15 protein-coding genes are annotated in these 12511 nt (G+C 36.5%); 8 read left to right on the forward strand and 7 right to left on the reverse strand.

The annotated features are described in order from the left end of the window. Positions 1–426 precede the first annotated feature (426 nt). Positions 427–1593, forward strand: a complete 1167-nt coding sequence (gene metK, locus K6I41_RS10590) for a methionine adenosyltransferase (protein ID WP_250374258.1) — start codon at positions 427–429, stop codon at positions 1591–1593. Positions 1594–1718: 125 nt separating this feature from the next. Here the strand turns inward: metK and K6I41_RS10595 are convergent, their stop codons facing one another. After that, complete coding sequence (locus tag K6I41_RS10595; protein ID WP_005304620.1) at positions 1719–1967, reverse strand: hypothetical protein; 249 nt, start codon at positions 1965–1967, stop codon at positions 1719–1721. A 258-nt stretch (positions 1968–2225) separates the two neighbouring features. Here K6I41_RS10595 and K6I41_RS10600 point away from each other — a divergent pair, with 258 nt between their 5' ends. Further along, complete coding sequence (locus K6I41_RS10600) at positions 2226–2420, forward strand: hypothetical protein (RefSeq protein ID WP_005304619.1); 195 nt, start codon at positions 2226–2228, stop codon at positions 2418–2420. A 65-nt stretch (positions 2421–2485) separates the two neighbouring features. Here the strand turns inward: K6I41_RS10600 and K6I41_RS10605 are convergent, their stop codons facing one another. Continuing rightward, positions 2486–3049, reverse strand: coding sequence for an FxsA family protein (locus tag K6I41_RS10605; protein ID WP_250374259.1), 564 nt, complete (start codon positions 3047–3049; stop codon positions 2486–2488). Between the two features lie 498 nt (positions 3050–3547). Between K6I41_RS10605 and blaOXA the strand changes: the two genes are divergently transcribed. Beyond that, complete coding sequence (gene blaOXA, locus K6I41_RS10610) at positions 3548–4369, forward strand: OXA-213 family carbapenem-hydrolyzing class D beta-lactamase (RefSeq protein WP_250374260.1); 822 nt, start codon at positions 3548–3550, stop codon at positions 4367–4369. 76 nt (positions 4370–4445) lie between these two features. On the opposite strand, the gene K6I41_RS10615 is transcribed toward blaOXA, so the two are convergent. Both K6I41_RS10615 and K6I41_RS10620 read right to left on the reverse strand, forming a co-directional pair. After that, entirely contained in the window at positions 4446–4991 is a 546-nt protein-coding gene (locus tag K6I41_RS10615) for a GNAT family N-acetyltransferase (protein ID WP_151987937.1), read from the reverse strand. Further along, positions 4988–5581, reverse strand: coding sequence for a helix-turn-helix domain-containing protein (locus tag K6I41_RS10620; RefSeq protein WP_005304615.1), 594 nt, complete (start codon positions 5579–5581; stop codon positions 4988–4990). Before K6I41_RS10620 ends, K6I41_RS10615 begins: the two co-directional genes overlap by 4 nt. Positions 5582–5779: 198 nt before the next feature. Between K6I41_RS10620 and ruvC the strand changes: the two genes are divergently transcribed. Beyond that, positions 5780–6325: a crossover junction endodeoxyribonuclease RuvC gene (gene ruvC / locus K6I41_RS10625; RefSeq protein WP_002121356.1), complete on the forward strand. Its 546-nt coding sequence runs from the start codon at positions 5780–5782 to the stop codon at positions 6323–6325. 7 nt (positions 6326–6332) lie between these two features. Here the strand turns inward: ruvC and K6I41_RS10630 are convergent, their stop codons facing one another. Continuing rightward, complete coding sequence (locus K6I41_RS10630) at positions 6333–7790, reverse strand: NAD(P)H-hydrate dehydratase (protein ID WP_151823108.1); 1458 nt, start codon at positions 7788–7790, stop codon at positions 6333–6335. Between the two features lie 26 nt (positions 7791–7816). On the opposite strand from K6I41_RS10630, the gene queG reads away from it, so the two are divergent. Then, positions 7817–8917 (forward strand): tRNA epoxyqueuosine(34) reductase QueG, encoded by a 1101-nt coding sequence (gene queG, locus K6I41_RS10635; protein ID WP_250375779.1) that lies wholly within the window; start codon positions 7817–7819, stop codon positions 8915–8917. Between the two features lie 87 nt (positions 8918–9004). Then, a complete protein-coding gene (bioB, locus tag K6I41_RS10640) occupies positions 9005–9994 on the forward strand; it encodes a biotin synthase BioB (protein WP_004792815.1) in 990 nt (329 codons plus the stop codon). Between the two features lie 47 nt (positions 9995–10041). Here the strand turns inward: bioB and K6I41_RS10645 are convergent, their stop codons facing one another. Both K6I41_RS10645 and K6I41_RS10650 read right to left on the reverse strand, forming a co-directional pair. Further along, on the reverse strand, positions 10042–10254 hold the full coding sequence (locus tag K6I41_RS10645) for a hypothetical protein (RefSeq protein ID WP_005304605.1): 213 nt from the start codon (positions 10252–10254) through the stop codon (positions 10042–10044). Positions 10255–10317: 63 nt separating this feature from the next. After that, entirely contained in the window at positions 10318–10668 is a 351-nt protein-coding gene (locus K6I41_RS10650) for a hypothetical protein (protein ID WP_004792817.1), read from the reverse strand. Between the two features lie 444 nt (positions 10669–11112). On the opposite strand from K6I41_RS10650, the gene K6I41_RS10655 reads away from it, so the two are divergent. Both K6I41_RS10655 and K6I41_RS10660 read left to right on the forward strand, forming a co-directional pair. Further along, on the forward strand, positions 11113–11649 hold the full coding sequence (locus K6I41_RS10655) for a fimbrial protein (RefSeq protein ID WP_437119016.1): 537 nt from the start codon (positions 11113–11115) through the stop codon (positions 11647–11649). Between the two features lie 73 nt (positions 11650–11722). Further along, positions 11723–12466, forward strand: a complete 744-nt coding sequence (locus K6I41_RS10660; RefSeq protein WP_250374261.1) for a fimbrial biogenesis chaperone — start codon at positions 11723–11725, stop codon at positions 12464–12466. Positions 12467–12511: the final 45 nt, after the last annotated feature.

Here is a 12511-nt window from a genome sequence, read left to right on the forward strand (position 1 = left end):
TTCTTTATTTTTAACCGTTTCTTGGTTACACAAAAATCATTTGGACCTTTAAGTTATACAAAACAGTACTCATTTTCTTAAATACTGCTCCCCTATACGAACAGGCACTTCTATTAGACTTTGATATATAGATAAAATATTTTGAAATTTCTATCTAGGTCGATCATGTTTCTTTTCTTTAAAATCCCACTTAGAAGACATAATCTTTTTGTTAATTCATATGTCTAAAAAGTACTCTAATAACTTGTTATTAAAATACCAATACTTTAAATAAACATTCTTTATATCAATTTTACTAATACACTTATCAATTAAAACACAGTATAAATGAAACAAATTCATGCTTTTTGGTCAGTATGAACTGGTCCTTAAGCTCAAGTCGATGTAACATATTATGTCTTTTGAAATAACCAAGATAGGACTTTCATGCGCGAGTACGCTGTTTTTACCTCGGAATCTGTAAGCGAAGGTCATCCCGATAAAATGGCCGACCAAATTAGCGACGCTATTTTGGATGCAATCTTAAAAGAAGACCCATACGCACGTGTTGCATGTGAAACACTGGTAAAAACAGGCGCTGTTGTACTTGCTGGTGAAGTAACAACGACTGCTAATATTGATGTTGAAGCTGTTGTTCGTAATACTGTTAACGGTATTGGATACCACCACTCTGATCTTGGCTTTGATGGATCAACATGTGCTGTAATCAATATGATTGGTAAACAATCACCAGAGATTGCACAAGGTGTAGATCGCCAAAAACCTGAAGACCAAGGTGCCGGTGACCAAGGTTTAATGTTCGGTTATGCAAGCCGTGAAACAGATGTTTTAATGCCTGCTCCGATTTCTTATGCTCACCGTTTAATGGAACGTCAGGCTGAACTTCGTCGCTCAGGCACACTTCCATGGTTACGCCCAGATGCAAAAAGCCAAGTTACTTTTGCATATGAAAATGGCAAGCCTGTACGTCTAGATGCAGTTGTTTTGTCTACTCAACATGATCCTGAAATTACTCAAAGCCAGCTTAAAGAAGCTGTTATTGAAGAAATTATCAAGCCGATCATTCCTGCGGAAATGTTCCACGCTGCGACTAAATTCCACATTAATCCAACAGGTATGTTCGTTATTGGCGGCCCTGTAGGCGATTGTGGCTTAACAGGTCGTAAAATTATTGTTGATACATACGGTGGTATGGCTCGTCACGGCGGTGGCGCTTTCTCTGGTAAAGATCCATCTAAAGTTGACCGTTCTGCTGCATATGCAGGCCGTTATGTTGCAAAAAATATTGTAGCAGCTGGTCTTGCTGATAAATGTGAAATTCAGGTGAGTTACGCAATTGGTGTAGCAGAACCTACTTCAATTTCAATTAATACATTTGGTACAGCAAAAATTTCTGATGAGTTGATTATTCAACTTGTACGTGATCATTTCGATTTAAGACCGTTTGGTATTACTCGTATGCTGGATCTTATTCAGCCAATGTATAAACAAACTGCGGCTTATGGCCACTTTGGTCGCGAAGGATCAGATACTGCATTTACATGGGAAAAAACTGATAAAGTTGAAGCTCTTAAAGATGCTGCTGGCCTTTAATATAAAGTCATAAAAAAGCCCGCCAATGAGCGGGCTTTTTTTACAGTTCAAATTTCATAATATGTAGGGTTTATTCTTCTAGCAACCATCCTTGATGCCATATCATTTGTAGCTCTGATCAAAATTTATTGTCTTGTGGTTTTATCATCCTGATTTAATACATCAAGTAATGTTGACTGCGTCGGAGTATCTTGATGATTCTGGACATAAATATGGACAACTTTAAATACAACGACAACCGCTAGACAAGCCATCACACAAAACATCCACAAACCATACGGGCTTCGAATATGTTGCGAACCACAATATGGACATGATTTATCAGTTGATGCCACAACTTTGTCGCAACACGCACAATGGTATTGATATAGCATAGGTAACCCTCCTTCCCTCATTTCAACCGTTGTTTTTTTAATAGGTTTGCTGCATTTTTAATTTATACATCCTTTATATTTATCCTATGTGAAATGAAAAGATAATTCAATCTGAATGAACAATTGAGTCAATTAAAAAATATTATTAAAATACAGATAGATAAGTTAAATATTATTTTTTTGGCACTATTTTTCTTATTTTGATATTTTGCCAAATTTGCTAAAATAAGCGAATAATCTCACATTTTAGGCAAATGCATGTCTCATACACAGCTGATTAATAAAGGTGGCTTTCGCGAAAGAGCAAACCGAAGTCGAGGTTATCAACAATCTGAAAACAAGCAAACCGCTCTATCTTCAAATAAATATCAACCACAGCCAAAACCACAAGAAGAAACTAAATTAGAAATAGACGATAGTGATTCATCTACTTCGGTTTCTCAGAATCAATAATAATTTTAGAAATAAAAAAAGCTTAAACCCATGAGGTTTAAGCTTTTTCATAACATAATCACTTATTAATCTTTATTTTTATGCTCAATTGTTTTGTGGTTTGGCGTAACATCTCGCGCTTCGCCATCAATGACGTTTGAATCATGGTATTGGCCTTGACCAACACCTTGCTGATTCTGCATATCTTGCATTTGACGCATTAAATCAGCAAATGGATTTTGTCCCGAAGCATTACCGCCCATACCACCCATCATTTTATTCATCATGGCTTGTTGGCGTTTTGCAAGAGTTCTCATCGCTATGTTACGGAATGCGGTTTGAACGCCAGGAATCAAAATTAATACAGCCAAAACATCAGATACAAGACCTGGCAACATTAATAAGAAACCTGCAAAAGCGTAAGCAAGTTTTTTAGTTACAGTTGGGTCACTACCTAGCTGGCCTGTCATCTGCATTTGCTGTAATTGAGGCATAATACCAGCAGTACTTCTGCGAATAAGCCCCAAACCAATAAAAAAAGCAATAATGAACCAAAAGAACACGTACCATCCACTGATGAACTGTGCTACGCCAATCCATACGGCAATTTCAACAATCGCGCCCAGAACTACAATAAGAAGTAAATTCATGTAAAACTTTATCTATCTCAAAAAGAAAATTCATTGCAGTTTTATTTGACCTAACCCTATCTAAGTTTCATATAAGGATTAAGCATTTCTCTTAACTCTGATTGTTTTGTCTAATTTCTAAAAATTAACAATACCATCGGATCAATAAGAGTCTGCAATACTGGAGTACATTTGATTTTAACTCGATAAAAACAAACATGCTTTCTTATTAATGAGTGCTGTATCAGGTTTATCAAGTGCCACTTCAATCAGATTTTAAATTTTTTACTTTATTTGAGCGAAAAACTCTTCGGAAAAGGACGTATTTAGTCAATGAAGGTCTTATTTACTTAGCAAAGTTATGAGTATTCCTTTATTTCCGCTATACATATAGAGAACTTTAAAAGTTCCACAGACATGTAAACTTCCCTAAAGAGCTTACATTTTACCTATCTAAAGTCAGTTCTATTCAAGTTAAATTAATTAATAACACTTCACAAATTAAACTTAGTCAGAACTATGTATAAAAAAGTCCTTGTCGTTGCAATAGCTACTCTTTTTTTATCTGCCTGCTCTTCTAACACGGTAAAACAACATCAAATACATTCTATTTCTGCCAATAAAAATTCAGAAGAAATTAAATCTCTGTTTGATCAGGCACAGACCACGGGAGTTTTAGTGATTAAGCGTAGGCAGACCGAAGAAATTTATGGCAATGATATTAAAAGAGCATCAACAGAATATGTTCCCGCCTCTACCTTTAAAATGCTAAATGCTTTAATTGGACTTGAACATCATAAAGCAACGACAACTGAAGTATTTAAATGGGACGGGCAAAAGCGTTTATTTCCTGATTGGGAAAAGGACATGACTTTAGGCGATGCAATGAAAGCTTCTGCTATTCCAGTTTATCAAGAACTAGCGCGAAGAATTGGACTTGATCTTATGTCTAAAGAGGTAAAACGTATTGGTTTCGGTAATGCAGACATTGGTTCAAAAGTAGATAATTTTTGGCTTGTCGGCCCACTTAAAATTACTCCTGAGCAAGAAACCCAATTTGCTTATGAATTAGCTAATAAAACTCTTCCATTTAGTAAAAATGTACAAGAACAAGTCCAATCAATGGTGTTCATAGAAGAAAAAAATGGACGTAAAATTTATGCTAAAAGTGGTTGGGGATGGGATGTTGAACCACAAGTTGGCTGGTTAACTGGCTGGGTCGTTCAACCGCAAGGAGAAATTGTGGCATTCTCACTCAATTTAGAAATGAAAAAAGGAATTCCTAGTTCTATTCGAAAAGAAATTGCTTATAAAGGATTAGAACAACTCGGTGTTTTATAATTTAGGTTCTATAGCCCTGTTTTTATTTCATCATAAACTGGGCTATTTTCTTAAACTTGAGATTGAGCTTTATGATTTACCCATCAACTGGCTGCTGTGGTGTATTTAAATTTAACTGATAAAAAGCAGCATCCAACCATTGTCCAAACTTAAACCCGACTTGTTTAAAAGTACCTGCATGGATAAAGCCCATTTTTTCATGTAAACCAATGCTTGCCTGATTGGTCGCATCAATACAGCCTATCAATACATGTAGCTCAGCCTCTTGAGCACGCTTAATCAACTCTTGCATTAAAATTTTGCTTAGCCCACAACCACGATGCTCATGATGAATATAAATACTATGTTCAACAGTATATTTATAGGCAGGAAAAGCCCTGAAAGTTCCCCAGCTCGCAAAACCTAATAACTTGTTTGTTTCATCAATAATACCAATCACTGGAAAACCATTTTCTCGTTTCACTGAAAACCAGTTTTTCATCGATTCTTCAGAGCGCGGTAAATAGTCATATAGAGCGGTTGAATTGATAATTGCCTCATTCAGAATATCTAATATGGCCCCAGAATATTCTGTTTCATTACAATCAATTAAACGAAAATTAGAATTGAGGGAATAAGTCATAAAGATTCCTTAACGGCAGAAACAAGTTGATTAGAGACGACTAAAATATAGCGAGCGACTTGAGATGAATTATTGCTGTATATGACGGGCTGGTTGAGTTGCATTGCCAAGCAATCCCCTGTGCTTAAAGCATAAGAAGAATCACCTAATTGAATATCAATTTCTCCTTCAACTACCCAGAGTTGCTGTTGTACCACCTTGGAGGTTTCACTAATTTCATACGTAATTCGTGACTGAGGTGGGAATTCGATTTCAACGATTTGAAATGGAGATTTCCAATTTGGTGGTGAAATCTGACGGCGAATATAACCTGTTTCGGGATCTTTCCATTCTGATTGTTGAGTACGCCGAATTAGGGGTTGAGGTGATTGATTGTTTTGTGGGACATCAAATAGCTGAGTCAAAGGCACACCTAAACCATTTGCCAGCTTTTCAAGGACAACAGCTGTAGGACTCGCCTCACCTCGTTCAATTAACGAAATTGCAGAACGACTTACCTGACATCGAGTTGCAAGAATATCTAAGGTATATCCACGGGCTAAACGCAATTCACGGACTTGCTGCGCAATGCGTATATTAATATCTTCCATCTGCCGACAGACTTTAATTCCAAAATTATAGATAAGTATTCCATTAAAATAGAATTACATCAAATGATTTTAGAAAATATAATTTGGTTCAATAAAAACCGAAAAGTAACCATTCATCACAGCATTCTTTAAATTACTCATGCATAACCGTTTTGGCTATGTAACAATACTCACTGAACTATTTATATAAGTCTTCACATGGCATTGATTATTGGTATTGACCCAGGCTCACGCTTAACAGGTTATGGAATCATTGAAAAAGATGGTAGTAAACTACGTTTTGTTGATGCTGGTACAATCCGAACTGAAACTCAAGAAATGCCAGAACGCTTAAAACGCATTTTTGCTGGCGTTGAGCGAATTGTGAAATTTCATGGTCCAACTGAAGCTGCGGTTGAGCAGGTCTTTATGGCTCAAAACCCAGACTCTGCTTTAAAACTGGGACAAGCTCGTGGTGCTGCCATAGCCGCATTAGTTAATTTAGATTTACAAGTTGCAGAATATACTGCCCGTCAAATTAAACAGTCTGTCGTTGGTTATGGTGCAGCAGACAAAGAACAAGTACAAATGATGGTCATGCGGTTACTTAACTTGACGATTAAACCTCAATCCGATGCAGCTGATGCTCTTGCTGCCGCTATTTGCCATGCTCATGCATCGGGAAGTATGAGTAAACTTTCTGTCCTTAATGCCTTAGGTGGTATGGCGCGTGGACGAAGCCGCTCTAGTAGTCGTAGACGTTAAAACTTTCTTAGTTCACTACTTGAGTAATTGCTTCATTCATTTGATAAGCCTGTAAACCACGCATACCTTGTTTTGCAAGTTCATCACCTGCTTGAGCATGAAGGGTAACAATCTCATGTAATGCAATTGCTTTATGGAACTGAGCTTTTAGACTTGCAATCATTCCAGCTAACACATCACCCATTCCACCAGTTCCCATACCGGCATTACCTTCGGTACAAATATACAAGTTATCCTCTAAAATTAAGCTACCCGCTCCTTTAAGTACCCACTGACCCGCATATTTATGTTGCAAAGCATAAATTGCAGCAATTCGGTCATTTTCAATTTTCGCTGTAGAGGAACCAAGTAAGGTAGCAGCTTCTCCCGGATGAGGCGTCGCATAAACATGTGGACCCAATTTTTCAGGCTGCTTGGCAAGAAACCATAAAGCATCTGCATCTAAAACAGTTTCTAGGTGTGTAATTTGATTTAACAAATTAAACCATTGCTGATAAATTTGCTTTGCCCAATCGTCACGGCCTAGCCCCATTCCAAAACATACTGCATCAACTTGAGATAAAATCTCTCTAATATTTTCTTCATCTAAAGCATTAATATCACGGAGCATAATATTAGGTGCCCGCGACAAAATAGCTTGATGATGGTTGCGATGACAAATCACAGTCACTTTACCTGCCCCCGCATGAAAAGCAGCTTCAGCGGCCATAATAACAGCGCCACCCATTTGCTCATGCCCACCAATCACCAAGACATGACCATAGCTCCCTTTATGACCAAAAGCCAAACGTTTAGGAAGCTTAATATTTGTAGATGTCAAATAAGCTAATGGTTTCAGCTCTACATCTATTGGAATTAAATTAACTAAATGAACTTGCCCCACATATTCTTTACCTTGACCTGTAAATAATCCTGCCTTAAGACCTAAAACAGTAAAGGTATGATCAGCTCGTATTGCAAAAGGTAAAGCACAGCCTGTATTTGCGTGCAAACCACTTGGTATATCAATCGAAACTTTTAAACCAGATTGTTCATTAAATTGTTGAATAGCTTGTTGCCAATTAGTATTTAATTCACGATTTAAGCCTATGCCAAATAGAGCATCAATATGGCAATCGAATGTTCTTTTAATATCAAAATCTGAATGAATTTGAACTTTTTTTTCTATAGCAAATTGTGCTGCACAATGTAAATCGTTTGATTCACCCAATTGAGCCGCAAATATTTCAACGTGAAATCCAGCTTGCTTTAGATAACCTGCTATAAAGTAGCCATCACCTGCGTTATTGCCTTGCCCGCACCAAACAGCAATATTATTAATACTGCGATCTTTAAAAAGCTTGATGAACTGCTGAGCGATTGACCAAGCTGCTTGTTGCATTAAACCTAATGAGGAGTTTTGTGCAGCAAACCAACGCTGCTCCCATGCTCGAATATCATCGCTATGATAAACTACCGCCTGCATATTATTATCCTCTTGCATTTTGGTTTATGACATCTTCCGACACATCACGCATTGCAGTACAACAACTTGATCCTCATGAATTAAAAGCATGGATCAAAGCTCAAGCCTTAGACTTGGGTTTTGCTGATTGTGTCATTGCAAAACCAGATGCTCAAGAGCAAATGCCACGTTTTTTAGAATATCTAGAACGTGGTTATCATGCAGACATGACCTATTTAGAAGAAAATCTAGAAAAACGAGCCGACCCTACATTATTAGTTCCGGGCACAAGAAGTATTATTTGTGTTCGTATGAACTATCTTGTGGAATCTCCAAAACCTCGATATGTACCTTTCGAACCCAACTCTGCGATTATCGCCCGTTATGCACGTGGCCGTGATTACCATAAAGTCATGCGTGGCAGATTGAAAACTTTAGCAACACGAATTCGTGAGAAAGTCGGCGATTTTGAATCTCGCCCTTTTGCAGATTCCGCTCCTATTTTTGAGAAATCATTAGCTGAAAGTGCAGGAATGGGTTGGACAGGTAAGCATACTTTGCTCATTCATAAAAAGTCGGGTTCTTTTTTTGTATTAGGTGAGCTATTTACGTCACTCGATTTACCTTTCGACGAACCTGCAACAGCACATTGTGGTTCTTGTAGCGCTTGTATTGATATTTGCCCGACGCAAGCAATTGTCGAGCCTTATATGCTAGATGCAAGACGATGTATTGCTTACTTAACTATCGAATACAAAGGAATTATTGCTGAAGAATTACGTGCGGGTATTGGTAATCGAATTTTTGGTTGTGACGACTGCCAATTAATTTGTCCATGGAATAGTTTTGCCAAAACTGCGTCCATTAGAGATTTCAATCCTAGAAATGGATTAGACAATATTAGTCTACTGGATATCTGGCAGTGGGATGAAGCCACTTTTTTAGCCAATACAGAAGGTAGCCCTATCCGCCGGACAGGTTATCAATCATTTAAACGTAATATTGCTATCGGATTAGGAAATGCTCCTTATTCAAAAGAAATTGTAGATCAGCTACACAAAGGCAAAAATTTACATGACGAAATCGTCAATGTGCATATTGATTGGGCAATTGAACAGCAACTTAATCAACTTCAGCTATCAAATTAAAAAAATGATGTTTTTTGCCCTATAGCTTTAATACGAATTCTGTATGATTATGTGTAGTGAATTAATGCCATCATCATGGATATGACAATGACTCTACGTAATGATTGGAATCGTGAAGAAATCCAAGCTTTATATGAACAACCTTTTTTGGATTTAGTTTTCAAGGCTCAGCAAGTACATCGTGAGCACTTCACTGCCAATTCGATTCAGGTCAGTACCCTTTTATCTATTAAAACGGGTAAATGTCCTGAAGATTGCAAATACTGCTCACAATCCGCACATTACGAATCAAAATTAGAAGCAGAAAAACGTATCGCTGTAGAAAAAGTGATTAGCGAAGCAAAAGCTGCAAAAGATTCAGGTTCGTCTCGTTTTTGTATGGGTGCTGCTTGGCGTAACCCACATGAGCGCGATATGCCTTATGTATTAGAAATGGTACGTGAAGTAAAAGCTTTAGGTTTAGAGACATGCATGACTTTAGGCATGCTTAACCAATCTCAAGCAGAACGTCTACAAGTTGCTGGTTTAGATTATTACAATCACAACCTAGATACATCTCGTGAGTACTACTCTCACATCATTAGCACACGTACTTTTGATGATCGTTTAAATACCCTAGATTATGTTCGCCAAGCTGGTATGAAAGTTTGTAGTGGCGGTATTGTAGGTCTAGGTGAAAGCCGTGATGACCGTGTTGGTTTATTGCATGAACTAGCTACCTTGCCAATTCATCCTGAATCAGTACCAATTAATATGCTTGTTCCAATTGAAGGAACACCTTTAGCAGATGTTGAAAAGCTTGATGTAATTGAGTGGATCCGTACTATTGCCGTTGCACGTATTATTATGCCGCATAGCTATATTCGTTTATCTGCTGGTCGTGAGTCATTAAGTGATTCAGATCAAGCATTAGCATTTATGGCAGGTGCAAACTCATTATTCTCTGGTGATAAATTACTCACCACACCAAATGCTGGTGAAGGTAAAGACCAAGCGTTGTTTAATAAACTAGGCTTAACCGCAGAAAAACCAAAACCTACAGTTGCTGACTTATCAGTAAATGCAATGAGTGCATAACTTAATGCAGTAGAACAAAAAGCCCTGATTTTTCAGGGCTTTTTTATTTATACAGAAGTAACTAAAATTCCGTAAGTGGCATTAAGAAATGTCCCTACCCGAATAATGTCTTTTCCTGCTGCATGCGTTACAGACAGCTCTTGGCTCAATACATCAAAATTAAAAGAATCAAAAACATCTTGATGGTGTAAGAGCCAAGTCACTGTATCTGCTATCTTATCATCCGCAATATAAGTTAAGGCCTTAAAGTCTTTACTCATAAATAACTCTTAAAAATAAATTTTATGAATTTTATATGAGTTCACTCTACCTTAAAAGAAAATCTAAGCTGCTTTAGGATTCACTAAAGAGCGACCTGACAATAAGCTTGTTAAAGCTTGCGGTGAAAATTCCAAAGAAAGTACATGATTCTTGAGATTAACAGAATGCTTACTAATCAATGGAAGTAAACCATCTTCTGTTTCAAAGACGTATTCATCTGCAATATTTAAGATACCCTCAAGATTAGTTGTACTTGAAGCAAGATCATGACTAAAGATGTCATAAATCGTCTGTAGGTTAAACGTTGTCTGCTGCTCCGTTGGGTGCTTAATCAGATAATCCTTTAAAAATAAAACTAGTTTATGAGCAAAGAAAAAGTAATTTGGTTTATAGCTATACTTCATACTATTCATGGAACGGAACTCCAGATTATCTTTTATTGAATTACAACTAAAACAGTAGGAATTGAATCTTAAAAAATTCTTAAAAAATAAATTTATTCACAAGATAAATTAAAAAATAATTTATTATTAAAAAACATATAGTTATACAAATAAAATAAACATTTACTCTCAGAAATATTTTAAAGTTGGATTAATTTAATAAAATACAAATACTTAAATATTACGAGTTTTTTAATTTTATTTTAAAAATGAATCATAAAGTATTTTACCAACTGATAAAAAATATATTTCAAAAAAATTTATTTATAAAAACAAATGATCAAAATATATATAAATATAATGTTCTTCTTGTTTTTTGATTGAAAAGTGATATATTTCTTTCGCCTTACTTAAGCAGAATAAACTTGCTGAAAAGTAATGGATTTTATTTTAAAAGGCTATTCTGGGGATTTTATGAAAAAGTTTATTTTTATAGCAGCGGTTTCTCTCTTAAATATAACAAATGCACAAGCAGCAGATGGCACAATTACTATTAATGGTCTTGTCACGGATAATACTTGTACTATTGATACTGGAGATAAAAATCTAACAATTAATTTACCTACAGTTTCATCTCAAACTTTAAAAAATACAGGTGATGTGGCTGGTCGTACCCCATTTCAAATTAATTTAACGAACTGTGCCTCTGCTGGTAAAGTAGCCACTTATTTTGAACCGGGCGCTACCGTTGACTTTAATACTGGTCGTTTATTAAACCAAGCAACCTCGGGTGCGGCAACAAACGTGAATATCCAGTTGCTAGGCAGTAATAATGCTGTAATCCCAGTACTTGCTACAAGCACGAATAGCACGCAGACCAACTCGCAATGGGTAAATGTTTCAGCAGGTGGTGATGCTGACCTTAACTATTATGCTGAATATTATGCTACAGGTGCTTCTACTGCTGGTACGGTAACGTCGCAAGTCAAATACACGATTATTTATCAATAAAATTAAAACTGAAGCTTCTATTTCTAAATAGAAGCTATCTCCTATCTATTATTCATTATTGAGAATATGGCTCATGCTTTTTCGTGGTCGTAAGTTTTTTTGGGGATTAGTTTGCCTACAGGTAGCACTGACTACCACAGGTCATACTGAAATTGTTTTGCATGGAACTCGTGTCGTTTATCCTTCAAATGCACGTGAGATCACATTACAACTAAGCAATAACGGCACAGCTCCGTCTCTTGTTCAAGCTTGGATTGATGATGGAAATGCAAAATCAACTCCCGATGAAGCAAATGTGCCTTTCATTATTACTCCCCCGATTTCACGAGTAGAAGCAACTAAGGGCCAAACTTTAAGAATTACAGCTCTACCTAATTCGTCTCAATTAAGTCAGCAACAAGAATCAATTTTCTGGCTTAATGTTTTAGATATACCTCCTAAACCCGAAGGCAAAACTCAACAAGACCAAAGTACCCCAATTTCTAATAATTTTTTACAGCTCGCTGTTCGTTCGCGAATTAAATTCTTTTATCGTCCTATAGATCTAAAAGAAAATATTGAACAGCTAAGTGAAAAAGTTCAATGGAAAATAAATGATCAATATCTAGTAGTGAAGAATCCAACCCCCTTTTTCCTCACTATCACTTCCATTTTACAAGGAACTGAAGGCCATAAAGCAGACTTGTTACAACAAGGTTTAATGGTTACCCCTTTTTCTGAAGATAAAATAAAACTAAAGAATAAAAATGTAGCAGATATGAGCTTTGTATATATCAATGATTACGGCGGAAGAGTTGAGCATCCAATAAAGTTCTAACCTTACTATATTACTTAAAAAAACCTAAATACCTATCATGAATAG

Source organism: Acinetobacter sp. AS23 (assembly GCF_023612055.1).
In the GTDB taxonomy this organism is placed as follows: domain Bacteria; phylum Pseudomonadota; class Gammaproteobacteria; order Pseudomonadales; family Moraxellaceae; genus Acinetobacter; species Acinetobacter oleivorans.

Coding starts and splice junctions, on each gene's coding strand:
- K6I41_RS10615 (WP_151987937.1), bottom strand. CDS start 4,991: ATGACTTATTCCCTCAATTCTAATTTTCGTTTAATTGATTGTAATGAA.
- K6I41_RS10660 (WP_250374261.1), top strand. CDS start 11,723: ATGCTTTTTCGTGGTCGTAAGTTTTTTTGGGGATTAGTTTGCCTACAG.
- K6I41_RS10605 (WP_250374259.1), bottom strand. CDS start 3,049: ATGAATTTACTTCTTATTGTAGTTCTGGGCGCGATTGTTGAAATTGCC.
- metK (WP_250374258.1), top strand. CDS start 427: ATGCGCGAGTACGCTGTTTTTACCTCGGAATCTGTAAGCGAAGGTCAT.
- blaOXA (WP_250374260.1), top strand. CDS start 3,548: ATGTATAAAAAAGTCCTTGTCGTTGCAATAGCTACTCTTTTTTTATCT.
- bioB (WP_004792815.1), top strand. CDS start 9,005: ATGACTCTACGTAATGATTGGAATCGTGAAGAAATCCAAGCTTTATAT.
- ruvC (WP_002121356.1), top strand. CDS start 5,780: ATGGCATTGATTATTGGTATTGACCCAGGCTCACGCTTAACAGGTTAT.
- K6I41_RS10645 (WP_005304605.1), bottom strand. CDS start 10,254: ATGAGTAAAGACTTTAAGGCCTTAACTTATATTGCGGATGATAAGATA.
- K6I41_RS10600 (WP_005304619.1), top strand. CDS start 2,226: ATGTCTCATACACAGCTGATTAATAAAGGTGGCTTTCGCGAAAGAGCA.
- K6I41_RS10620 (WP_005304615.1), bottom strand. CDS start 5,581: ATGGAAGATATTAATATACGCATTGCGCAGCAAGTCCGTGAATTGCGT.
- K6I41_RS10650 (WP_004792817.1), bottom strand. CDS start 10,668: ATGAATAGTATGAAGTATAGCTATAAACCAAATTACTTTTTCTTTGCT.
- K6I41_RS10595 (WP_005304620.1), bottom strand. CDS start 1,967: ATGCTATATCAATACCATTGTGCGTGTTGCGACAAAGTTGTGGCATCA.
- K6I41_RS10630 (WP_151823108.1), bottom strand. CDS start 7,790: ATGCAGGCGGTAGTTTATCATAGCGATGATATTCGAGCATGGGAGCAG.
- queG (WP_250375779.1), top strand. CDS start 7,817: ATGACATCTTCCGACACATCACGCATTGCAGTACAACAACTTGATCCT.
- K6I41_RS10655 (WP_437119016.1), top strand. CDS start 11,113: ATGAAAAAGTTTATTTTTATAGCAGCGGTTTCTCTCTTAAATATAACA.